The sequence below is a fragment of the Streptomyces sp. NPDC052101 genome (assembly GCF_040680235.1).
Classification (GTDB): Bacteria; Actinomycetota; Actinomycetes; order Streptomycetales; family Streptomycetaceae; genus Streptomyces.
In genome coordinates, this window is sequence record NZ_JBFAWH010000011.1 from 235,598 (window position 1) to 258,145 (window position 22,548).

23 protein-coding genes and 1 riboswitch are annotated in these 22,548 nt (G+C 71.7%); of the genes, 15 read left to right on the top strand and 8 right to left on the bottom strand.

The window, feature by feature from the left end:
• Positions 1-2: 2 nt before the first annotated feature.
• Both AB0L75_RS21375 and AB0L75_RS21380 read right to left on the bottom strand, forming a co-directional pair.
• Complete coding sequence (locus AB0L75_RS21375) at positions 3-236, bottom strand: ferredoxin (RefSeq protein ID WP_365183000.1); 234 nt, start codon at positions 234-236, stop codon at positions 3-5.
• Between the two features lie 3 nt (positions 237-239).
• Positions 240-1,691 carry an aldehyde dehydrogenase gene (locus AB0L75_RS21380; RefSeq protein WP_365183003.1) on the bottom strand — a complete coding sequence of 484 codons (1,452 nt, stop codon included), beginning with the start codon at positions 1,689-1,691 and terminating at the stop codon, positions 240-242.
• Positions 1,692-1,803: 112 nt separating this feature from the next.
• On the opposite strand from AB0L75_RS21380, the gene AB0L75_RS21385 reads away from it, so the two are divergent.
• From AB0L75_RS21385 to AB0L75_RS21425, 9 genes are all read left to right on the top strand, one after another.
• A complete protein-coding gene (locus AB0L75_RS21385) occupies positions 1,804-2,829 on the top strand; it encodes an MBL fold metallo-hydrolase (protein ID WP_365183005.1) in 1,026 nt (341 codons plus the stop codon).
• A 122-nt stretch (positions 2,830-2,951) separates the two neighbouring features.
• The gene (locus AB0L75_RS21390) at positions 2,952-3,401 is read left to right on the top strand and encodes a nuclear transport factor 2 family protein (RefSeq protein ID WP_365183008.1); all 450 of its coding nucleotides are present in this window, start codon (positions 2,952-2,954) and stop codon (positions 3,399-3,401) included.
• Positions 3,402-3,575, top strand: a riboswitch (cobalamin riboswitch).
• Between the two features lie 116 nt (positions 3,576-3,691).
• A complete protein-coding gene (locus AB0L75_RS21395) occupies positions 3,692-4,909 on the top strand; it encodes a prenyltransferase/squalene oxidase repeat-containing protein (RefSeq protein WP_365183010.1) in 1,218 nt (405 codons plus the stop codon).
• A complete protein-coding gene (locus AB0L75_RS21400; RefSeq protein ID WP_365183012.1) occupies positions 4,906-5,535 on the top strand; it encodes an SCO2322 family protein in 630 nt (209 codons plus the stop codon). Before AB0L75_RS21395 ends, AB0L75_RS21400 begins: the two co-directional genes overlap by 4 nt.
• An 85-nt stretch (positions 5,536-5,620) precedes the next feature.
• Entirely contained in the window at positions 5,621-6,760 is a 1,140-nt protein-coding gene (locus tag AB0L75_RS21405; protein ID WP_365183124.1) for a CbiQ family ECF transporter T component, read from the top strand.
• Entirely contained in the window at positions 6,757-8,466 is a 1,710-nt protein-coding gene (locus AB0L75_RS21410) for an ATP-binding cassette domain-containing protein (protein ID WP_365183015.1), read from the top strand. The genes AB0L75_RS21405 and AB0L75_RS21410 overlap by 4 nt, the downstream gene beginning before the upstream one ends.
• 14 nt (positions 8,467-8,480) lie before the next feature.
• Positions 8,481-9,326 (top strand): ECF transporter S component, encoded by an 846-nt coding sequence (locus AB0L75_RS21415; protein WP_365183127.1) that lies wholly within the window; start codon positions 8,481-8,483, stop codon positions 9,324-9,326.
• Positions 9,327-9,674: 348 nt separating this feature from the next.
• A complete protein-coding gene (locus AB0L75_RS21420) occupies positions 9,675-10,088 on the top strand; it encodes a transglycosylase SLT domain-containing protein (RefSeq protein ID WP_365183016.1) in 414 nt (137 codons plus the stop codon).
• A gap of 116 nt (positions 10,089-10,204) precedes the next feature.
• A complete protein-coding gene (locus AB0L75_RS21425; protein WP_365183018.1) occupies positions 10,205-10,912 on the top strand; it encodes a YoaK family protein in 708 nt (235 codons plus the stop codon).
• Between the two features lie 102 nt (positions 10,913-11,014).
• Here AB0L75_RS21425 and AB0L75_RS21430 read toward each other — a convergent pair whose 3' ends face one another.
• Complete coding sequence (locus AB0L75_RS21430; RefSeq protein ID WP_365183021.1) at positions 11,015-12,253, bottom strand: cytochrome P450; 1,239 nt, start codon at positions 12,251-12,253, stop codon at positions 11,015-11,017.
• Positions 12,254-12,497: 244 nt separating this feature from the next.
• Between AB0L75_RS21430 and AB0L75_RS21435 the strand changes: the two genes are divergently transcribed.
• Positions 12,498-13,667 carry a steroid 3-ketoacyl-CoA thiolase gene (locus AB0L75_RS21435; RefSeq protein WP_365183024.1) on the top strand — a complete coding sequence of 390 codons (1,170 nt, stop codon included), beginning with the start codon at positions 12,498-12,500 and terminating at the stop codon, positions 13,665-13,667.
• Here AB0L75_RS21435 and AB0L75_RS21440 read toward each other — a convergent pair.
• Together AB0L75_RS21440 and AB0L75_RS21445 are read right to left on the bottom strand one after the other, a co-directional pair.
• Entirely contained in the window at positions 13,651-13,908 is a 258-nt protein-coding gene (locus AB0L75_RS21440; RefSeq protein WP_365183027.1) for a DUF397 domain-containing protein, read from the bottom strand. The two genes, AB0L75_RS21435 and AB0L75_RS21440, sit on opposite strands and share 17 nt — an antisense overlap.
• A complete protein-coding gene (locus tag AB0L75_RS21445) occupies positions 13,889-14,716 on the bottom strand; it encodes a helix-turn-helix transcriptional regulator (RefSeq protein WP_365183030.1) in 828 nt (275 codons plus the stop codon). The genes AB0L75_RS21440 and AB0L75_RS21445 overlap by 20 nt, the downstream gene beginning before the upstream one ends.
• Before the next feature lie 132 nt (positions 14,717-14,848).
• Here AB0L75_RS21445 and AB0L75_RS21450 point away from each other — a divergent pair, with 132 nt between their 5' ends.
• On the top strand, positions 14,849-15,244 hold the full coding sequence (locus tag AB0L75_RS21450; protein ID WP_365183129.1) for an ATP-binding protein: 396 nt from the start codon (positions 14,849-14,851) through the stop codon (positions 15,242-15,244).
• On the opposite strand, the gene AB0L75_RS21455 is transcribed toward AB0L75_RS21450, so the two are convergent.
• The gene (locus AB0L75_RS21455) at positions 15,202-17,256 is read right to left on the bottom strand and encodes a bifunctional glycosyltransferase 87/phosphatase PAP2 family protein (protein WP_365183033.1); all 2,055 of its coding nucleotides are present in this window, start codon (positions 17,254-17,256) and stop codon (positions 15,202-15,204) included. The two genes, AB0L75_RS21450 and AB0L75_RS21455, sit on opposite strands and share 43 nt — an antisense overlap.
• 435 nt (positions 17,257-17,691) lie before the next feature.
• Between AB0L75_RS21455 and proP the strand changes: the two genes are divergently transcribed.
• The 3 genes from proP to AB0L75_RS21470 all read left to right on the top strand — a co-directional run bounded on the left by proP (position 17,692) and on the right by AB0L75_RS21470 (position 21,030).
• Positions 17,692-19,038: a glycine betaine/L-proline transporter ProP gene (proP, locus tag AB0L75_RS21460; RefSeq protein WP_365183132.1), complete on the top strand. Its 1,347-nt coding sequence runs from the start codon at positions 17,692-17,694 to the stop codon at positions 19,036-19,038.
• Between the two features lie 145 nt (positions 19,039-19,183).
• Complete coding sequence (locus AB0L75_RS21465) at positions 19,184-20,311, top strand: DUF2330 domain-containing protein (protein ID WP_365183036.1); 1,128 nt, start codon at positions 19,184-19,186, stop codon at positions 20,309-20,311.
• Positions 20,312-20,358: 47 nt separating this feature from the next.
• Positions 20,359-21,030, top strand: coding sequence for an O-methyltransferase (locus AB0L75_RS21470; RefSeq protein WP_365183039.1), 672 nt, complete (start codon positions 20,359-20,361; stop codon positions 21,028-21,030).
• Between the two features lie 26 nt (positions 21,031-21,056).
• Here the strand turns inward: AB0L75_RS21470 and AB0L75_RS21475 are convergent, their stop codons facing one another.
• The gene (locus tag AB0L75_RS21475; RefSeq protein ID WP_365183042.1) at positions 21,057-21,449 is read right to left on the bottom strand and encodes an FHA domain-containing protein; all 393 of its coding nucleotides are present in this window, start codon (positions 21,447-21,449) and stop codon (positions 21,057-21,059) included.
• 122 nt (positions 21,450-21,571) lie between these two features.
• Here AB0L75_RS21475 and AB0L75_RS21480 point away from each other — a divergent pair, with 122 nt between their 5' ends.
• The gene (locus AB0L75_RS21480) at positions 21,572-22,015 is read left to right on the top strand and encodes a DUF1992 domain-containing protein (protein ID WP_365183045.1); all 444 of its coding nucleotides are present in this window, start codon (positions 21,572-21,574) and stop codon (positions 22,013-22,015) included.
• Here AB0L75_RS21480 and AB0L75_RS21485 read toward each other — a convergent pair.
• Positions 22,004-22,474 (bottom strand): hypothetical protein, encoded by a 471-nt coding sequence (locus AB0L75_RS21485; protein ID WP_365183047.1) that lies wholly within the window; start codon positions 22,472-22,474, stop codon positions 22,004-22,006. The two genes, AB0L75_RS21480 and AB0L75_RS21485, sit on opposite strands and share 12 nt — an antisense overlap.
• Between the last annotated feature and the right edge of the window lie 74 nt (positions 22,475-22,548).

The following is a 22,548-nucleotide window of genomic DNA, read 5'->3' on the forward strand; positions in this document are numbered from 1 at the left end:
GGCTACTCCTCCGGCGGAAACACCGCCTCCCCGCTGCCCAGCAGGGTGATCAGGATGGCCTCCACCGGGCAGCTCTCGGCGGCCTGCAGGATCGGTTCGTTCGCGTCGGTGTCCGGGGCCACCGGGTGGGACTGGCGGGCGGTGTCGAGACGGAAGTGGTCCGGGGCGTGATGGAGGCACTGGGCCGAGCCGATGCACACCGACCGGTCGACCTCGACGTGCCAGCGGTCGCCCATGAGTCAGGCCCCCGCCGGGAGGTGGATCATCTTGTGTTCGAGATACTCGCCGTAGCCCTCCGGGCCGAACTCCCTTCCCAGTCCGGAGTTCTTGTAGCCGCCGAACGGGCCGAGCATGTCCAGGCTGAAGGTGTTGACCGAGTAGGTGCCGGTGCGGACCTGCCGGGCGACCTCGATGCCGTGTTCCACGTCGGCCGTCCACACGCTGCCGGACAGCCCGTAGTCCGAGTCGTTGGCGATCTTCACCGCTTCCTCCTCACCGCCGTACGGGAGCAGGCAGATGACCGGGCCGAAGATCTCCTCGCGGGCGATGCGCATGCTGTTGTCGACGTCGCCGAAGAGGGTCGGTTCGACGTACCAGCCACACTCAAGACCGGCCGGGCGGCCGCCGCCGGTGAGGATCTTGGCGCCCTCCTCCTGGCCGAGCCGGATGTAGTCGAGGTTGCGCTGCTGCTGGCGGCGGGCGACGAGCGGGCCGACCTGGGTCGCCGGGTCCAGCGGGTCACCGACCCGCAGCGCGCTCGCGGCGGCGGCGAAGGCGTCGGCGAACTCGTCGTAGCGGGCGCGCGGGACGAGGATGCGGGTCTGGGCCACGCACGCCTGCCCGTTGTTCATCCAGGCCGCCGGGACGATACCGGCCACCGCCGCCCGCACGTCCGCGTCAGGGAGGACGAGCGCCGCCGACTTCCCGCCCAACTCCAGTGTCACCCGAGTGAGATGGCGGGCGGCGACCTCCATCACCCGCTTGCCGGCCGGGACCGAGCCGGTGAAGGAGATCTTGTCGATGCCGGGGTGTCCGACCAGGTACTCGCTGACCTCGCGGTCGGCCGGGAGGATGGAGAGGACACCCTCCGGGAGGCCGGCCTCCCGCGCGATCTCACCGAGGACATAGGCGTCCAGGGGGGACTCCGGGGACGGCTTCAGTACGACCGTGCAGCCGGTCAGCAGCGCCGGCGCGAGCTTGGCGGCGGCGACGAACTGGGGGACGTTCCACGGGACCACGGCCGCGACCACCCCGACCGGCTCCCGCCGGACGAGGATCGGGCCGAGGACCCCGTCCCGGCGCTCCTCGTAGGTGTAGTCCCGCGCGACCCTGATCGCCGCGTCCCACACCATCATCGCGCCGAGCGCCTGCGCGAGGACGCTCCAGGAGTACGGGGAGCCGTTCTGGGCGGAGATGACCCGGGCGATCTCCTCGTGGCGCGCGGCGATGCCGTCCTTGATGCGGGTGACGACCTCGATGCGCTCCGCCAGGGACGTGCGGGGCCAGGGGCCCTCGTCGAAGGCGCGGCGCGCGACGGCCACGGCCCGGTCCACGTCCTGCCGGGCGGCGTGCGGCACCCGGCCGATGACCTCCTCGGTGTGCGGGGAGACCACCTCGATGACGTCCTTGCCCACGGGGTCGGTCAACTCCCCGCCGATGAACAGCTGTCCGTGTTCCACAAGCTCGGCCATGGCCGTCCGCCTCCCACCGCACCGCACGTTTCTGACGCTGTTTCAGAACTGATATCAGTTCTAGTTATAGTGGGCAATGGCCGTGGGGTGCGGGTGGTGGGGCGGAGGGCTGATGAGGAAGACGTTCGATCACGGCGGGGGCGTACGGTCCGTGGCGGTTCCCATCCCGGACAACCCCCTCGGGCACACGCTGGTGTACGTCGTGGACACCGACCGCGGCCCGGTGCTCATCGACACCGGGTGGGACGATCCGGCGTCGTGGGACACGCTCGCGGCGGGGCTCGCGGCCTGCGGTACGGCGGCGGAGGAGGTGTACGGCGTCGTCATCACGCACCACCACCCCGACCACCACGGCCTGTCGGCCAAGGTGCGCGAGGCCTCCGGTGCCTGGGTGGCGCTGCACGCGGCCGACGCGGCGATCGTGCGCCGGACGCGCGGGACGCGGCCCGAGCGGTGGTTCACGTACATGGCCGCCAAGCTGACGGCCGCCGGGGCGCCCGAGGAGCATGTGGCACCGCTGCGCACCGCCCGCGGCCGGGGCCTGCCCGGCCTGGCCCCCGCCCTCCCCGACCGGGAGATCGTCCCCGGCGAACTCCTCGACCTGCCCGGCCGCCGGCTGCGCGCGATATGGACCCCTGGCCACACCCCCGGCCACGTCTGCCTGCACCTGGAGGAGGAGCACCCGGCCCGGCTGCCGGGGCATGGGCGACTGTTCAGCGGGGATCATCTCCTGCCCCGGATCACCCCGCACATCGGCCTGTACGAGGACCCGGACGACGCGACCGTGACCGACCCCCTCGGCGACTACCTCGACTCCCTGGAGCGGATCGGCCGGCTCGCACCCGCCGAGGTGCTCCCCGCCCATCAGCACGCCTTCACCGACGCGACCGGCCGGGTGCGGGAGTTGCTCGCCCATCACGAGGAGCGGCTGGCCGGTCTGCTCGCGCTGCTCACCGAGCCGCTCACGCCCTGGCAGCTCGCCGAGCGCATGGAGTGGAACCGCCCCTGGGACGAGATCCGCTACGGCTCCCGGAACATCGCCGTCTCGGAGGCCGAGTCCCATCTGCGCCGACTGGTCAAGCAGGGCCGGGCGGAACCGGTGGCGGGGAGCGAGCCGGTGGCGTACGTGGCGGTGTGAAGCGGTCCAGTGGTGTAGGGGGCCAGTGGACTGGGGGTCCAGCCGTCCAGTGGTCCAGCCGTCTAGTGGTCCTGCGGTCTTAATGAGTCGTCTTGTGTGCGGCGGCCCTGTTAAACAGGCGCATGGACCTCGTCGAAGCGCTTCTCGCCCAGCACGCCTGCGAACACGTCATCCTGCACTTCGTCCGCCGCCTCGACCTCGGTGAACCGGCCGACGTGGCCGACCTGTTCACCGAGGACGGCGTCTGGGAGTGGCCTCCGCCGGGGGACGGGCGCCGGATCGAGGGCCGGGAGGCGCTGCGTGCGTACTTCGGCTCCCGCCCCGCCGACCGGCTCTCCTGCCGTCTGATGTCCAATGTGCTGGTCACCGTCACCGGCCCGGACTCGGCGAGCGCCACCTCGTCCTTCGCGACGTACCGCGTCGACGGTTGGCAGGGAGGCGGCCCCGTCCCTGCCGGGCCGCCCGTCCAGGTGGGTCACTACGAGGACACCTTCCGCCGGGTCGACGGCACGTGGCTGATCGCCTCCCGCACCCTGCGCCTGCCCTTCGGGGGCGACACGCCGAAGGTCTAGCCTGACGTAAAGTGGCGGGGTCGTCATCACACCCGTACGGGGGAAAGCCGGTGCAATTCCGGCGCTGGCCCTCCCCCAACTCTCGGCTTCGCTCGAGCCGGGGGTACCCCCATCCGTGAGCCGTCCGACTGCCACTGGACGGTGAGCCGGACTGCCCCGCACGGGACGTTGACCGGCTCACGTGCGTCGGCGGCCCGCCGTGCACGGCACCGTCGAGGTCTACGGAGCCGAGCCGCCCGGGGTCTGACCCGTGCGCTGCCGGTTCCCCGCAGGAGAGGCAGTCGCCGACCATGAACGTCCGCCGCTGTGCCGCGGCTCTCGCCGCCGTAGGCGTACTGGCCGCCGCCGCGCCCGCCACGGCCGCCGGCCCGTCCCCGTCGCCGAAGGTCACGGTCCCGTCCGGGCTGTACGGCACCTCCGACCCGACCTACGACGGCGTGTGGCGGCAGTCGCTGACGCTGATCGCCCAACGGACCGTCGGCTACCGGCCTGCCGTGCAGGCCGTGGACTGGCTCGCCGGACAGCAGTGCGCGAACGGCGCGTTCGCCGCCTTCCGCGCCGACCCTGCCAAGACCTGCGACAGCAAGGTCATGGTGGACAGCAACAGCACCGGCGCCGCGGTCCAGGCCCTGCAGGCCACCGGCGGGCACGGCGCCGCCGTCGGCAAGGCGGTGACCTGGCTGAAGTCCGTGCAGAACAAGGACGGTGGCTGGGGCTACGCGCCGGGCGGCGCCAGCGACACCAACTCCACCTCGGTCGTCATCGGCGCGCTGGCCGCCGCCGGTTCGGACCCGGCGGACGTCCACAAGGCGGGCAAGTCCCCCTACGACCTGCTCGCCGCCATGTCCATCCCCTGCGGCGAGACCGGCGGCGGCGGACTCGCCTACCAGCCGGACAAGAAGGGCAAGCTGTACGCCAACGCGGACGCCACGGCGGCGGGCGTGCTCGGTGCGCTCGGCAAGGGGTTCGACGCGGTGACCGGCAAGGCGCCCGGCGGCAACGCGTGTGCCACCGGCAAGCACCTCACCCCGGCACAGGTCGCGGACAACGCGGGCGCGCACCTCGCGTCGGTCGTCGCGAAGACCGGGCATCTGACGTCCACGCTGCCCGGCACCATGGACCAGCCGGACTACGGCAACACGGCGGACACGGTCGTCGCGCTCGCCGCTGACGGGCGGTCGGCGCAGGCGCTGCAGTCATACACCTGGCTGGAGAAGAACGCCGGGAAGTGGGCGGCGCAGAGCGGCCCGGCCGCGTACGCCCAGCTGATCCTCGCCGCGCACGCGCTCGGCGCGCAGCCGGGTGACTTCGGCGGCACCAGCCTGATCCGGTCCCTCAACGAGCTGGGCCCGGCCCCGCACCTGGAGTCCGCCGCGCACGACACCAAGAAGTCCGAGAAGTCCGACGGCGGCTCGAAGTTCGGCGTCTGGTGGTTCGTCGGCGTCTGCCTCGTCGCGGGCATCGGCGTCGGCTTCCTGCTCAGCGGCCGGAAGAAGCGGCAGCCGTGACCGCCGTCCGCCGCGCCGCGGGCGCCCTGTGCGCCGCGCTGGTCCTCATGGCCGGGGCGGCGGGCCAGGCACAGGCCACCGGCTATCGCTACTGGTCCTTCTGGGAGCGCGACGGCGGGCACTGGACGTACGCCACGCAGGGCCCGTCGAGCGCGCGCCCCGACGACGGGGCCGTGGAGGGCTTCCGCTTCGCGGTGAGCGCGGACTCGGCGGACGCGAGCCGGCCGGGCGGGGCGGCGGACTTCGGCACGATCTGCGCGGCCACACCGGCCAGGTCCGGGATGAAGCGGGTGGCCCTGGTCCTCGACTTCGGCACCCCGGCGGACGCGCCGTCCGGCGAGCGGCCGCCGGCGCGTCGTACGGCCTGCGCGAGGGTCTCGGCCGACGCGACGGCCGCCGACGCCCTGGCAGCCGTGGCCAAGCCCCTCCGCTATGACACCAACGCCCTGCTGTGCGCGATCTCCGGGTATCCGAAGGAGGGGTGCGGGGAGCAGGTGACCTCCGGCCGGAAGAGCGGCTCGGACAGCGGGCCTTCTCTGGGGTTGCCGATCGGTGCGGGGGTGATCGTCCTTCTGGGAGGCGCGGCGGTGTGGCAGTTCCAACGGCGGCGCAATGTCTCGGGATGACTGCGGGCCGGATGTGGCTGGTCGCTCCCCCAAGTTCTCGGCTTCGCTCGAACCCGGGGGGACCCCCATCGTGGCGGAGCCGCATATCGATACGGCCCGCGCCCCTGGGGAGTTGCAGCACCGCACACTGCGAAGTGCCGTTCACCCCGGTGCCTGGTGGCTCTGGGCCCTCTCCCTCGGCACCGCCGCCACCCGTACCACCAACCCCCTCCTCCTCGCGCTCCTCATATCCGCCTCCGCGTACGTCGTGGCGACGCACCGCACCGACACCCCCGCCTCGCACGCCTACGCCGCCTTCGCCAAGCTCGCCGTCGCCGTTCTCCTCGTCCGCCTCCTCTTCGCGACCGCCCTCGGCTCCCCCATCCCCGGCACCCACACCCTCCTCACCCTCCCCGAAGTCCCGCTCCCCCACTGGGCGCAGGGCATCCGGCTGGGCGGCAGGGTCACGGCGGAGGCCCTCGTATTCGCCGCCTACGACGGGCTCAAGCTCGCCACCCTCCTCATCTGCGTCGGCGCGGCGAACGCCCTCGCCGGCCCCACCCGGCTGCTGAAATCCCTGCCCGGCGCGCTGTACGAGACCGGCGTCGCCGTGGTCGTCGCGCTCACCTTCGCGCCGCATCTCATCGCCGACGTCCAGCGGCTGCGCGCCGCCCGCCGGCTGCGCGGCCGCCCGGACCGGGGCCTGCGCGGCCTGCTGCAGGTCGGACTGCCAGTCCTGGAGGGCGCGTTGGAGCGCTCGGTCGCGCTCGCCGCCGCGATGGAGGCCCGCGGCTACGGCCGCAGTGCCGAGGTCCCGGCCCGCGTCCGCCGTACGACGGCCGCGCTCACCCTCGGCGGTCTGCTCGGCGTGTGCGCGGGAACGTACGGGCTGCTCACCGCGGAGGGCGGCACATACGGCATCCCGCTGCTGCTCGCCGGTGTCGCCGCCGCGCTCGCCGGGCTCCGGCTCGGCGGCCGGCGTTCGCTGCGCACCCGGTACCGCCCGGACCCCTGGGACGCGCGGGCCTGGCTGGTGACCGCGTCCGGCGCCGCGGTGGCCGCGCTTCTCACGCTCGCCTCCGCCGACGACCCGGAAGCCCTGCACCCGGGTGTCCTGCCCCTCGTCGCCCCCACCCTCCCCCTGTGGCCCGCCGCGGCGGTCCTCCTCGCTCTCCTCCCCGCCTTCGTCGTCCCGAAGAACCCCACGAACCCCAAGAACCCCAGGGCCCCCAAGGAGCCGTCGTGATCCGCTTCGAGGATGTCAGCGTGACGTACGACGGCGCGGCCGAACCCACCGTCCGGGGCGTCGACTTCGAGGTGCCGGAAGGCGAACTGGTGCTGCTCGTCGGCCCGTCCGGGGTGGGCAAGTCGACCGTGCTCGGCGCGGTGAGCGGGCTGGTGCCGCACTTCACCGGCGGCACCCTGCGCGGCCGCGTCACGGTGGCGGGCCGGGACACCCGCACCCACAAGCCGCGCGAACTCGCCGACGTGGTCGGCACGGTGGGACAGGATCCGCTCGCCCATTTCGTGACGGACACGGTGGAGGACGAACTCGCCTACGGCATGGAGTCGTTGGGGCTCGCGCCGGACGTCATGCGGCGCCGGGTCGAGGAGACCCTGGATCTGCTGGGCCTCGCCGGGCTCCGGAACCGTCCGATCGCCGCCCTGTCCGGCGGACAGCGGCAGCGGGTCGCGATCGGCTCGGTCCTCACCCCGCACCCCCAGGTGCTGGTCCTGGACGAGCCGACCTCGGCGCTGGACCCGGCCGCGGCGGAGGAAGTCCTTGCCGTGCTCCAGCGTCTCGTCCACGACCTCGGTACGACGGTACTGCTGGCCGAGCACCGCCTGGAGCGCGTGATCCACTACGCCGATCGCATCGTCCTGCTCCCCGCCCCCGGCGAGCCCCCGATCGTCGGCACGCCCGCCGAGGTGATGGCCGTGTCCCCGGTCCACCCCCCGGTCGTCGCCCTGGGCCGCCTGGCCGACTGGTCCCCCCTCCCGCTGACCGTCCGAGACGCCCGCCGCCGAGCCGGTGAACTGCGAGAGCGCCTGGCGAACGCCCCCGCAGCCACGGGCGGCCGGCACCGGCAAGCGACCCCGCCACCGCCCCCGGCCCGCACCAACACCGGCACCAGCACCGGACCCCGCTCCCTCTTCCGTCGCCGCACCACCCGCACCCCCGCGGCGGAAGCCACGCACACCCACATCGCGGAGACCAACGGCCTCGCCATCCGCCGAGGCCGCGTACACGCCCTGCGCCATATAGACCTGACCGTCTCCCCCGGCGAGACCATCGCCCTCATGGGCCGCAACGGCGCCGGCAAGTCCACCCTCCTCTCCTCCCTCGTCGGACTCGTCCCGCCCAGCGCCGGAGGCGTCCGTGTCGGCGGGGTGGAACCCCACCGCACCGCACCCCCCGACCTCGTCCGCCGCGTCGGACTCGTGCCGCAGGAACCGCGTGATCTGCTGTACGCCGACACCGTGGCCGACGAGTGCGCGGCGGCCGACCGGGACGCGGGCGCCGAGCCGGGGACCTGCCGGGCGCTGGTGTCCGAGCTGCTCCCGGGGATCACGGACGGCACACACCCCCGCGACCTGTCCGAGGGGCAGTGTCTCGCGCTCGCCCTGGCCGTCGTACTGACGGCCCGGCCGCCCCTGCTGCTGCTCGACGAGCCGACGCGCGGACTGGACTACGCGGCGAAGGCCCGCCTGGTGACCGTGTTGCGCGGCCTCGCCGCCGAGGGGCATGCGATCGTGCTGGCCACGCATGACGTGGAGCTGGCGGCCGAGATCGCGCACCGGGTGGTGCTGCTCGCCGAGGGGGACGTCATCGCCGACGGGCCGACCGCGCAGATCGTCGTCTCCTCGCCGTCCTTCGCGCCGCAGGTGACGAAGATCCTCGCCCCGCAGCAGTGGCTCACCGTGGCCGAGGTGCGCGAGGCCCTCGCATGAGCACCCCCTCCCCGATGAGCACTCCGCCCCCGGAAAGCCACCCGCGCCCGGCGGCCCGGCTGCACGTCATCCGCCTCCGCCCCCGCTCGCTCGCCGCGCTGGCGCTGGTCAGCGCGGTCGGTGTGATCGCCTTCGGCTGGCCCTTCCTCGCCCCGCCCGCCTCGGGGCTGAGTGCGCACGCCCAGGACGCGCCCTGGCTCTTCGCGGGGCTGCTGGTGCTGCTGGTCGCGGTCGTGGCGGCGACGATCTCCGAGTCGGATCTCGGGCCGAAGGCCGTGGCGATGCTGGGCGTGCTGGCCGCGACGGGGGCGGCGCTGCGGCCGATCGGCGCGGGGACGGCCGGGATCGAGCCGATGTTCTTTCTGCTGGTGCTCAGCGGGCGGGTGCTGGGCCCCGGTTTCGGCTTCACGCTGGGCTCGGTGACGATGTTCGCGTCCGCGCTGCTCACGGGCGGGGTCGGGCCGTGGCTGCCGTTCCAGATGCTGTCGATGGGCTGGTTCACGATGGGCGCCGGGCTGCTGCCGGGCCCGGTCCGGCTGCGCGGCCGTCTCGAACTGCTCCTCCTCGCGGCCTACGGCTTCCTCGCCTCCCTCGCCTACGGCACGGTCATGAATATGGCGGGCTGGCCCTTCATGGGCGCCGCCGCCTCGAACATCTCCTTCGACGCCCATGCCTCCGTCCCCGCCAACCTGGCCCGTTTCCTCGCGTACTGCCTGGCCACCTCGCTCGGCTGGGACCTGGGCCGGGCCGTCTGCACGGTGGTGCTGACCCTCGCTCTCGGCCCGGCCGTGCTGCGTGCGCTGCGCCGGGCCACGCGGCGGGCCGCCTTCGAGACCGCGGTCACATTCGACGGCCGGTGACCCTCACCGGGCGGATACGGCACCTCGCACAGCGCTACGGAAGCGGTGAAGCACCCCACATGACCCAGGTCACCCACGATCCTGGGTAGTAGTCCCCAATGTCCGATACATCCCCCAATACACCCCCGCTGACCTGCGCTTTGAGATCCACGCCACAGAGGCGACGTATCCCATCGATCCGGCCACAACTAGTAAAAGGGGTCATTGCGGACCGACTTCGGGCCTGCTTGTCTGGATGACGTCGCCAGGCGCCACGAGCCCTCACGGGCCGCGGCGCCGACGTATGGGGCCACCGCGTGTGGCTCGGTCATACGGGCGATCCCCTGTCCCCGACGCAAGAGGTTCTCCGTGTCCGTCTCTTTCATCCGCCGCATCGCTTCCCCGAAGAAGGCCCTCACCGCCGCCGCCGTGGCCGCCGCCACCGCCGGTATGGCGCTCTCCGCGGCGCCCGCCCAGGCCGCTCCGGCCTCGGCCTCCTCCGCTCAGGCGATCGCGAAGAAGATGATCCCGGACGCCGCGCAGTTCAACGCGTTCAGCAAGATCGTCTCGCATGAGAGCGGCTGGAACCCGTCCGCCACCAACAGCTCCTCCGGCGCGTACGGCCTGGTCCAGGCCCTGCCGGGGTCGAAGATGGCTGCCGCCGGTGCCGACTGGAAGACCAACCCGGCCACCCAGATCAAGTGGGGCCTGGACTACATGAACTCCCGCTACGGCAGCCCGGTCAAGGCCTGGAGCTTCTGGCAGGCGAACGGCTGGTACTGAGCCACCAGCGGCGCTTCACACCAAAGCCTCTGAAGGCGGCGGCCCCGATCCCCGGGGCCGCCGCCTTCGGCGTTCCCCGACCTCCGCGCGGGACCTCCGCATGGTGCACTGGGCCGGTGAGCGCAAGGGAAAGGAAAGGGGCATCGGCGGACGGGACGTACGACCCCGAGGCGCGCGGGCTGCGGCTGGTGCCGGTGCTGGTGATCCTGACGGTGGTCAGCGGGCTGATCGACGCCGTCAGCTATCTGGGCCTCGGCCACGTCTTCACGGCCAACATGACCGGCAACGTCGTCGTCCTGGGCTTCGCCGCGGCCGGCGCGCCCGGCTTCTCCGTCCCGCACACGGCCACCTCGCTGGCCTGCTTCCTGCTCGGCGCGGCGGCGGGCGGCCGGGTGGCGGCCCGCGCCTCAGGAGGTTCCCGGCGCCGGTGGGCCCGGCTGACGCTGAGCGCCGAGGCGGCCTTGATCGGCGCCTCGGCGGCGGTGGCCTTCGCCTGGCCGGACACCTCCGGCACCCGCTACGCGCTGATCGCGCTGACCGCCTTCGCGATGGGCCTGCGCAACGCGACCGTCCGCAAGCTGGGGATCGCCCATCTCACCACCACGACCGTCCTGACCATGACCCTCACCGGCCTGGCCGCCGAGTCCCCCCTCGGCGACGCCACCGGCCACCGCTCACCGCGCCGCACGGCCGCGGTGATCGCGATGATCGCGGGCGCCTGCCTGGGCGCGCTGCTGGCCCTCCACCACGGCCTCGGCATCCCGCTGCTGATCGCGGCCCTCGCCTCCGGGGCGCTGGCGGTGCTGGCATCGGGACGGGAATGAGCCTCACTGACCCCACTGACCCCGCTGACCTCGGGGGAGGCAGGAACGGGGCGTTGGGGTAGGGGTGCTCCTGCCTCCCTCGGGGTGGGCCGACCCGCCGGGTCAGCCAGTGGTGACCTGGAGTTCCTTGACCCCGTTGATCCAGGCCGAGCGCAGCCGGCGCGGGGGAGCCTCGGCCAGCCGCAGGCCGGGCATGGCGTCGGCGATCGCGCCGAAGATCAGGTCGATCTCCAGGATCGCCAGGGACTTGCCGAGGCAGAAGTGCGGGCCGCCCCCGCCGAAGCCCAGGTGAGGATTGGGGTCGCGGATGATGTCGAAGGCGTCGGGGTCGGCGAAGACCTCGGGGTCGTGGTTGGCGGAGGCGTAGAACAGCCCGACCCGATCGCCCTTCCTGATCCGGACCCCGCCCAGTTCCGTGTCCTGGGTGGCCGTCCGCTGGAAGGCGTTGACCGGGGTCGCCCAGCGCACGATCTCCTCGGCCGCCGTCCCGGGCCGCGCCCGCTTGAACAGCTCCCACTGCTCGGGATGGGTGAGGAAGGCGTGCATCCCGTGGGTGATGGCGTTGCGGGTGGTCTCGTTCCCGGCCACCGCCAGCATCAGCACGAAGAAGCCGAACTCGTCGGAGTTGAGGTTGCCCTCGTCCTCCGCCGCGACGAGCGTCGTGACGATGTCCCGGGCCGGGCACTTCTTCCGCTCGGCGGCCATGTTCATCGCGTACGCGATGATCTCGGCGGCCGACTGGGCGCCGACCTCCTCGGTGATGGCGTACTCGGGATCGTCGTAGGCGATCATCTTGTTGGACCAGTCGAAGATCTTGGACCGGTCCTCCTGCGGGACGCCGATCAGCTCGGCGATGGCCTGCAGCGGCAGCTCGCAGGCGACCTCGGTGACGAAGTCGAAGGGCCCGGAGCGGGCGCGGGCACCCGCGACGATCGCCTCCGCGCGCTCCCGGAGCCGTTGCTCCAGGGCACGGATGGAACGTGGCGTGAAGCCTCGCTGCACGATCTGCCGGACACGCGTATGTTCCGGAGGATCCATGTTGAGCAGGATGAGGCGTTGGGCGTCGATCGCGTCGCGCTCGATGTGCTCGTTGAAGCGGATGATCGCGGTGTTGAGGGTGGAGGAGAAGAGTTCCGGGTGCGTGGAGACGTATCTGACGTCCGCGTGCCGGGTCACGGCCCAGTAGCCGGTGTCGGCGAAGCCCGCGATGCCGTGCGGCTGCGGGATCCAGCGGACCGGTTCGGTACGGCGCAGCTCGGCGAACTCCGGAAGGGGCACACGGTGGTGCAGCAGGTCGGGGTCGGTGAGGTCGAACCCGTCGGGCAGCGCGGGGCAGTGCATCGTCGGCTCCCGTCGTTAAGTCCTGACGGTCCATCAGCGGGTGCCGTGAAGGTAGTAACCGGTTCTACAAGTGGCAAGGGGTACGGCAACCCCAATTGGTGCGGAATTCGTGCAGATCGAAACTTCGGCACCTGCAAGACCCTTGCGGTGATGGACATCACGTCAGCAGACTGCTGAAAAGAACTAGAACGCGTACTAGTTCTGGCACGTTCCGGAGGAGAGCCCTCGGAGAGGACCCGCACCCATGGCCGCCGAACCCGTGATCGTCGAAGCCGTCCGCACCCCGATCGGCAAGCGCGGCGGCGCGCTCGCCAATCTGCACCCCGCCTATCTCCTGGGCGAGACCTACCGTGAACTCCTCGGCCGCACCGGCATCCCCGCCGACGCGGTCGAGCAGATCGTCGGCGGCACGGTCACCCACGCCGGCGAACAGTCCATGAACCCCGCGCGCACGGCCTGGCTGACCATGGGCCTCCCCTACGAGACGGCCGCCACAACCGTCGACTGCCAGTGCGGCTCCTCCCAGCAGGCCTCGCACATGGTCGCCAACATGGTCGCGGGCGGTGTCATCGACGTCGGCATCAGCTGCGGCGTCGAGGCGATGTCCCGGGTACCGCTGGGGTCGGGTTCGAAGCACGGCCCCGGAAAGCCGTTCCCGGACGAGTGGAACGTCGACCTGCCCAACCAGTTCGAGGCGGCCGAACGGATCGCCCGGCACCGGGGGTTGACGAGGGAGGACGTCGACAAGCTGGGCCTCCTCTCCCAGGAGCGGGCCGCCCTCGCCTGGGCCGAGGAACGCTTCAAGCGGGAGACGTTCGCCGTCCAGGTGCCGACGACCGAGGAGGAGCAGTACGCCGGGCAGGGCATGTGGCGGCTCGTGGACAAGGACGAGGGCCTGCGGGACACGTCGATGGAGGCGCTGGCGGGGTTGAAACCGGTGATGCCCACGGCCGTCCACACGGCGGGCAACTCGTCGCAGATCTCGGACGGCGCCTCAGCCATCATGTGGGCGTCCAAGCGGATGGCTCGCGCCCTGAAGCTGAAGCCGAGGGCAAGGATCGTCGCCCAGGCCCTGGTCGGCGCCGACCCGCACTTCCACCTCGACGGCCCGATCGACGCGACGCGCGCGGTGCTCGGCAAGGCGGGGATGTCCCTGAAGGACATCGACCTGGTCGAGATCAACGAGGCTTTCGCGTCCGTGGTATTGAGCTGGGCCCAGGTCTTCGAACAGAACCTGGACAAGGTCAACGTGAACGGCGGTGGGATCGCCCTGGGTCACCCCGTCGGCTCGACGGGCGCCCGCCTGATCACCACCGCCCTGCACGAACTGGAGCGCGCGGACAAGGAGTTCGCGCTCATCACCATGTGCGCGGGCGGTGGGCTGGCGACCGGGACGATCATTCAGCGCCTGTAGACGCCCAGTTCACGAAGGTGGTGAAAGTGACGGGGTCGATCGTGAGGATCGGCCCCGCCGGGGTCTTGGAGTCACGGATCGCGACAGTGGCGCAGGGGGTGTCGGCGATCTCTACGCAATCACCGCCCTGGTCGCCGCTGTACGACGACTTGCGCCATGCGAGCGGGCCGAGCGGCGCGCACTCGACACATTCGCCGCCCTGGTCGCCGCTGTAGCTGGACTTACGCCACTTGCTCCCCATAGCGGTCCTCCATCACCCGTCGGATCAGCCCCGCCGAGTCCTTGATAGAGAGCGCGGCGGCTCGAAGATGATCGTAACGGAGCGAGCAGTCCTTGATGGTGTCCGGGTTCGCGGTCGGATGCCCGCTGCCGTAGCCCTCGGTGTAGACGATGCTCGGGTCGCTGACGAAGCGGAAGACGGTGAACGAGCCTTGGAGTCCCGGGTGCTCCCCGACCGAGTACGGCAGGATCTGCACGTTGATCCGGGGGTCGTCCTCGAAGGACAACAGGCGGGCAAGCTGCTCGCGCATGACCTCCTGGCCACCGATCTCTTGACGCAGCGCGGCCTCGCTGAGGATCGTCCAGAAGACCGGCGGCTCCTCCTTCTCGAAGATGCGCTGGCGAGCGAGCCGAACGGCCGCGCGATCCTCCAACTTGTCCTGATCCAGCACTCCGAGCACCGCGCGTACATAGGACGGGGACTGAAGCAGACCGTGGATCATGTGGGTTTGGAACGTGCAGATCTCCGTCGCCCGCACCTCCAGCTCAGCCACCTCCCGGAACCACGCCGGAAGCTGGCTCCGCATCACCAGCGGGTGGAGCCGGGTCAGTAAACCGCCCGTGCACAGCGCCGCGTCCGACCGCTGGCTGAAGTCCAGCGTGGGCAGCTTCCGTGCCGTCTCCACCTGGCCCACCAGCGACGCGGTGAAGTTGATGATGTCCCCGAGCTGCTTCTGTGTCAGGCCCGCCGCTTCTCGGAAGCGACGCAATTCGAAGCCGTAGTAGTCGAGCGGTGAGGCGCTCGGGTCGAGGGTGTTGACGTTGACCACGGTGGATCCCCTCTCCGGCAACGGGGCCCCACCACTGCGGGACCCGTTGTGTTCGTTCTGTAGCCCAGCGTAGTGACGCGAGGTCAACCTCGTCCTGTGAACCTCAACTTTCCCCACACTCCCCAGTACCGCATGAACCTCACCGCCGGCGAGCACTCGGTACGCCACATCCGCCGCATCGTCCGCTCACTGCTCCACGAATGGCGGCTGACGGAGCTGACGTTCGCCGTGGAGCTGGGCGTCAGCGAGCTGGTCACCAACGTCGTACGACATGTGCCGGACCGCCGCTGCACCGTACTGCTCGCGCGGCAGACCGCGGGCGTTCGGGCCGAGGTGACCGACACCTTCGCTCAACTCCCGCTCGCCAAGGGCGACTTGGACCAGGAGTCGGAAAGCGGACGCGGCCTCGCCCTACTGGACGCCGTGGTCGACAAGTGGGGTGTGTCGGCCGGTACCGCCGGAGGCAAGACGGTCTGGTTCGAGTGTCATGAGCCGATCGTGTCGGCGGACAGTTCGGTGTCCTCGTAGCGCCGCCTCCCGGGGATCTTCACCGCCGTCGGACCCGCGGCCGCGCGTGGGCCCTGGAGGAGGTACGACAGGCCGAAGCCCGCACTCACCACCGCCGCGCCGCCGACCGCGTCGAGCACCCAGTGGTTGCCGGTGGCGACGATGGCCGAGACGGTGAAGAGGGGGTGCAGGAGGCCGAGGGCCTTCATCCACCACTTCGGGGCGATGACCGCGATGACCACGCCGCACCACAGAGCCCAGCCGAAGTGCAGCGACGGCATCGCCGCGTACTGGTTGGTGAGGGCGGTCAGGGTGCCGTAGTCCGGCTTGGAGAAGTCCTGGACGCCGTGCACGGTGTCGATCATGCCGAGGGTGGGCATCAGGCGCGGCGGGGCCAGCGGGAAGAGCCAGAAGCCGATCAGGGCGAGGAAGGTGGCGAAGCCGAGGGAGGCGCGGGCCCAGCGGTAGTCGACGGGGCGGCGCCAGTAGAGGACGGCGAGGACTGTCAGGGGCACTACGAAGTGGAAGGACTCGTAGTAGAAGTCGAAGAAGTGCCGCAGCCAGCCGATCTTCACGACGGCGTGGTTGACCGCGTGCTCGATGTCGATGTGGAGGAAGCGTTCGATGTCCAGCACGATGTGCCCGTGGTGCTCGGCGCGTGCCCGGCCGCCGGAGTTGGTGCCGCCGGTCGCGGCGAGCCGGACCTGCTGGTAGGCGGCGTAGACGACCCGGATGAGCAGCAGTTCGAGGAGCAGGTTCGGGCGGGTGAGGACGCGGCTGAGGAACGGGAGGAGGGGGATGCGCCGGAAGCGGGCGGGGACGGCCGGCGCGTACCGCGTCGGGATCGGGGTCTGGTAGGAGGGGGACGTCCGGGACAGGAAGGGGACGGCCGCGGCGGCGGCCAGCGCGGCGAGCAGGACGAGGTTGTCGCGCAGCGGGTACATCGCCGGCATGTTCGGCAGCATCATCTTCGCCGGGAGGGAGGTGACGAGGACGACCGCCACCGGCCAGACGTACCGGTCGGAGGCCCGCTTGCCGACCCGGCCGACCAGCGCGAGCAGCACCCACAGCAGCTGGTACTGCCAGGCCGTCGGCGACACGGCGATGGCGGCGCAGCCGGTGATGGCGACGGCGAGCAGCAGCTGGCCGTCGTGGGCGTAGCGGACGGCGCGGCGCAGGGCGAGGGCCGCGACGGCGGCGGCGAGCACCAGGAAGAGCGCGATCTCCAGCGGGCCAGTCAGGCCGAGGCGGAGCAGGGCGCCGTGCAGGGACTGGTTGCCGAGGGCGTCGGCCTTGCCGCCGAGGCCCGTCCCGGCCATGTGGTGCACCCAGTACGTGTACGAGTCGTGCGGCAGCGCCGCCCAGGCGAGCGCGGTGCAGGCGGCGAAGGTGCCGGCCGTGGCGGCGGTGGCCCGGCGCCGGCCGGTGAACCACAGCAGCGGGGCGAAGAGCAGCATGGTCGGCTGCAGGGCGGCGGCCAGGCCTATGCACAGGCCGCTCCCGCGTTGCCCGCGTACGGTGAAGCAGCCGAGGAGGACGAGCAGGACCGGGATGATGCTGGTCTGGCCGAGCCACAGGGCGTTGCGGACCGGCAGCGACAGCATGAGCAGGCTGATCGCGACCGGCGCGGCCAGCAGGGAGGTGCGGCGGCCGATCGGCTGGGGCAGTGCGCGGGCGGCCACCAGGCCGAGGGCGACGACCAGGATGAGGGTGCCGAAGGTCCAGCCCCAGCCGAGGGCGGCCTGCGCGGAGCGGGTGAGGGGCTTGAGGACCAGGCCGCCGAAGGGGGTGCCGGTGAACTTGGTCGAGTCGTAGATCGAGCCGTTCACATGCAGGACGCCGTGCGGGCCGACCCAGGTCTCCAGGTCGGTCAGCCGCTCGGTGCGCGGTGTGGTCAGGACGACGGTCAGCTGCCGTACGGCGAGGACGGCCGCCACCGCCCACAGGCCCAGCCGGGCGGCGAGCAGCCGTGTCTCGGTCGTGGCCGTTCCGAAGGTGTCCGCCGCTCTCCCGCTGTGCTCCACGTTCGCCACGCCCCGTCGGCCTCCCGCCCCGTTGGTCCCGGCGCCGTTCACGCCGGGGTCTTCCGCGCACCCTATGAAGGGTCGCGCAGCCCCCGGAGGAGGACGCGGGAAACCCCCGCTTCACCTGACGTCCGTCCTCCTTTTGTCCGGAAGACGATAGTCGGCGGTGTGTGTGGTTGCTCTTCCGGGGCGCGAGAAGGATCACAGCGCGCGAGCGGCATGCCGTGCGCCGGGTGGGCAGACGTACCTGCGTATGCGCCGTTTGACTGCGCTGCGCAACTGAACACACACAGACCGCGAGAGGGCGCAGTCCCCTTATGGTCGTTTTCGGCCCGTTTCCTCCGGCAGCGCCCAGCGCCGCCGTACGGATCCAGGCCGTGCCCTGTCCCCGTCGAAAGGTAGGCGAGCCCCGTTTTGGCGACCGCCACAGCCGTCTCCCCGCTTCTGAAGGCCCCGCGGGCCGCACAGGCCCCCGCCGACGTCACCGTCACCGACCCCGCGCTGGTCAGGCGCGCCGTGAAGGCGGCGGCGCTCGGCAACGCGATGGAGTGGTTCGACTTCGGTGTCTACAGCTACATCGCGGTCACCCTGGGCAAGGTCTTCTTCCCGTCCGGCAATCCGACCGCGCAGCTGCTGTCGACGTTCGGAGCCTTCGCGGCGGCCTTCCTGGTCCGGCCGCTCGGCGGCATGGTCTTCGGGCCGCTGGGTGACCGTGTGGGCCGGCAGAAGGTGCTCGCCCTGACGATGATCATGATGGCGGCGGGCACGTTCGCGATCGGCCTGATCCCGTCGTACGCGACGATCGGCGTCGGCGCACCGCTGCTCCTGCTGGCCGCCCGGCTGGTGCAGGGCTTCTCGACCGGCGGTGAGTACGCGGGCGCGTCGACCTTCATCGCGGAGTACGCGCCCGACAAGCGCCGCGGCTTCTTCGGCAGCTGGCTGGAGTTCGGCACGCTGGCGGGTTACATCGGCGGTGCGGGCCTGGTCACCCTGATGACGGCTCTGCTGTCGTCTCACGACCTGGTCTCCTGGGGCTGGCGGATCCCGTTCCTGATCGCGGGCCCGATGGGCATCATCGGCCTGTACCTGCGGATGCGCCTCGAGGAGACCCCGGCGTTCGCGGCGGAGGTCGAGAAGGCGGAGGCGTCCCGGCCGAAGGTGCCGCTGCGCGAGATGGTGGCGGGCCAGTGGAGGGCGCTGCTGCTGTGCATGGGGCTGGTGCTGGTCTTCAACGTCACCGACTACATGCTGCTGTCGTACATGCCGAGCTATCTGACCAGTGAGCTGAAGTACGACGAGACGCACGGCCTGCTGGTCGTGCTGGGCGTGATGGCGCTGATGATGATCGTGCAGCCGTTCGCGGGCGCGCTGACCGACCGGATCGGGCGGCGGCCGGTGATCGCGGCGGGCTGTGCGGGTTTCCTGCTCCTGTCCGTCCCGGCGCTGCTGCTGATCCGCCAGGGCAGCCTGGTCGCCGTCGCGCTGGGCATGGGTGCGCTGGGTCTGCTGCTGGTGTGCTTCACGGCGGCGATGCCGGCCGCGCTGCCCGCGCTCTTCCCGACCCGCGTCCGCTACGGCTCCCTGTCCATCGGCTTCAACGTCTCCGTCTCCCTCTTCGGCGGCACGACACCGCTGGTCGTGACCGCGCTGATCGGGGCGACGGGGAACATGATGATGCCCGCGTATTACATGATGGCGGCGGCTGTCGTGGGCGGTGTTGCAGTGTGGCGGATGTCGGAGTCTGCGGGGCGGCCATTGCCGGGTTCGGCGCCGTCGGTGGAGGGCCGCTGAGCGCCGTAGGGGTGCGGGCTGTGTGCCGGGTGCGGGTACGCCGTGGCTGGTCGCGCAGTTCCCCGCGCCCCTGGGGGGTTGCAGTTACCGCACGTCTGTATGGCGCCGGAGGAACCGTTCACGGGGGCGCGCCGTCTGTAGGCCTGTGAAAAACGCCCGCGCCCGCATACTCACCCTGGTCCTCGCCCTGCTCGGCATCCAGCTGAGCTGGCTCATCGCCCCGGCCTACGCCTGTGGGTGCGGGGCGATGGTGCCGGACCCGGCGACCCGGATATCCGTCAGCGACGAGCAGTCCGTACTGCGCTGGGACGGCCGGCGGGAACAGATCGTGATGCGGCTGACGGTGAACGGCGACGCGCGGCACGCCGCCTGGATCATGCCCGTCCCGCACCGCGCCACCGTCCGCCTCGGCGACCCCGCCCTCTTCAACCAGCTGGCCACGGCCATCGCCCCCGTGCACCGCACCCGGTATCACTTCTGGCCGAAGAACGGCGACTGGCCCTTCGACGGCGACGACACGTCCGCCGCCGCCCCCGCACCCCGCGCCGGCGGCGCCGTCGGTGTGGTCGACCGCCAGCGGCTCGGCCCCTTCGACGTGGCCCGGCTGACCGCCACCGACCCGGCCGCCCTCAGCGACTGGCTGCACGCCCACGGCTTCTCCCTGCCCGCCCGGCTGAAGACGGCCCTGCAGCCGTACGTCGACCGGCACTGGGAGTACGTGGCCGTCCGCCTCGCCCCCGACCGGGCGGGCACCGCGCTGCACGGCTCGCTGGACCCCCTGCACCTGACCTTCGCCGCGGACGCCCCGGTGTACCCGATGCGGCTGTCCCGCCTGGCCGGCCTCCCGCAGTCGCTCGGCCTGTACGTCCTCGCCGCGCACCGCATGCAGACCCGCACGGCGATCGGCGGCACGCAGCCCGGCGTGGTCTTCGCGGGCCGCCTGCACACGCGCTCCGGCGCCCTCGGCGAACTGGCCGCCGGCACGCCGTATCTGACCGCGCTCACCCAGCAGTTCCCCGACCCCCGCCGTATCTCCGGCGACCACGAGCTGGTCCGGGCCGCCGCCGACACCCCGGTCCAGCAGGTGATCTACGACTACCGGCTGCGCGAGATCGCCGGGGCACCGGCCTGGCTGCTGACCGTGGGCGGCGTGCTGCTGCTGGTCACCGCCGCCGTCACCGTGATCGTCGTACGGCAACGGCGGCGCCCGGTGATCCCGCCGCCGCCCGTACAGGCTCCGCCTCCTATCACTCCGTCGGCGCCCCTCGGCTGAGACCATGTCGGTGGGAAGGGCAGGCACTCGGGAAAGGCAGCAGGACGATGAGCGACTCCCAGCTCTGGGACGACGTCGACGACTACTTCAACAGCCAACTCGCGCCCGATGACGAGGCGCTGCGGGCGGCCCTGCGGGAGAACGACGCCGCCGGGCTGCCGCACATCGCCGTCACGGCGGCACAGGGCAAGTTCCTCCAGCTGCTCGCCCAGGTGCAGGGCGCGCGGCACATCCTGGAGATCGGCACGCTCGGCGGATACAGCACGATCTGGCTGGCCCGCGCGCTGCCCGAGGACGGCAGACTGGTGTCGCTGGAGTGCAACGCCAAGCACGCCGAGGTGGCGACCCGGAACATCGCCCGGGCCGGCCTGGACCGGATCGCGGAGGTGCGGGTGGGCCCGGCCCTGGAGTCGCTGCCCAAGCTCGCCGACGAGAACCCGGCCCCGTTCGACCTGGTGTTCGTCGACGCCGACAAGGCCAGCAACCCGCACTACGTGGAGTGGGCGCTGCGGCTCACCCGCACCGGCAGCCTGATCGTCGTGGACAACGTGGTGCGCGGCGGCCAGGTCGCCGACGCGGGCAGCACCGACCCCGACATCGTGGGCACGCGCGCGGCGATCGAGCTGATCGCCACGCATCCCCGGCTGAGCGGTACGGCGATCCAGACGGTCGGCAGCAAGGGCTACGACGGTTTCGCGCTGGCCCGCGTGCTGGACTGAGCCACCGGGCTCGGGTGAGTCGTGGCTCAGACCTCGTGGTAGAAGCCGACGTTGACGCTGCGCGGCGCGGTGCGGTCCTGGACGACGATCTCGCCGGACCCGCCGTGCGGCAGCCGTACGGTCGCGCCGTAGCCGAGGGGCTGTGCGAACTCCCCTGACATCAGCCGGACTTCGGACGACGGATCGGCCTGTGAACCGCGCAGCCAGGTCAACTGCCAGCCGCCGTCCGGGCCGCAGAGGAACTCCAGGTGCACCCGGGAGACGAACAGCCAGTCGTCCGGGGTGACCAGCCGGCACACGGACGCGTCCCGGCCGACCCGGAGCACGGCGCCCGGCTCGCTCGGTGCGTCCGCCATCGACATACCGGCCGTGGCGCCCGCGTCCGCCCCCGAGACGGTGGCCATGGTGAGTTCGAGCACGCGTGTTCCCCCTGTGACGTTCCAGGTCCGACGTCCTTCGACGTCCTGCCCTGCGGCCGGATCGCCCTGCCGCCGCCGCATGATAGAACGCCCGGCGGGGCGGCGTCCGGCACAATGGAGCCATGACCGAGCGAAAGCCACCGGGTGTGCCGTTCGACTCGTGGGTGGACAAGCAGATCCGTGACGCGCAGGGGCGCGGTGAGTTCGAGCGGCTGGCGGGGGTGGGCGAGCCGCTGCCCATCGAGGTCGACTCCACGTATGACGAACTGTGGTGGATCAAGCGGAAGTTGGTGCGCGAGGGGCTGTCCGTGCTGCCGCCGGCCCTCGCTCTGCGCAAGGAGGCCGAGGACGCGCTCCAGGCGGCTTACGCGGCGCCCTCGGAGCGGATCGCGCGGAAGATCGTCGAGGACGTCAACGTCAAGATCAAGGACATGATGTTCAAGCCGCCGCCCGGTCCGCCGCTGGGCAAGAAGCCGTACGACGTCGAGGAGGTCGTACGGGAGTGGCGGCGGCGCAGGGCCGTCGCCGGGGGTGCGGTGCCGGGCTCGTCCCCGTCAGAGGTGTAGCAGGCGCCCGGCGAGTTCCCGGTAGTCGCGCAGGGCCAGCTTGAGCTGCTCGATATCGGTCTCCGAGCCCGGTCCACGGTCCTCGGAGGCCTCCCAGGACCGTCGCAGCGTACGCCGCCGACGCTCGACGGCCTCTTCGAAGCGCCCCGCGATCTCCTCCAGCACCCGATCGGCCTGCTCGACCGCACCCCGCGGCGCATCCGCGAACCCGGCAGCCGCCTGCCGCATCCGCTGCTCCCACCGCTCCGTCTCGTCCCGGGGCAGGAGCGGCGCACCGAGACCGGCGGGAGCGGGGGCCGCTTCACCGGCGCCGGTGCCGGGTGTGGTGGCAGGGCCGGTGAATGCCGTCATGCCGCGCGGTGCCGCCGGCCAGGCGTCCGGGTCCCGCGACTCGGTCGTGTGCGCCTCGCGTCCGGACACCTCCCCGGAGGACGGGACACCCAGCCCGTCATCAGGCATCGCACTCTCACCCGCCACACCGCTGCTCGTCCTGTCCGACATGACGGTCATCTCTCTTTCCAGTGGTCCGCGCG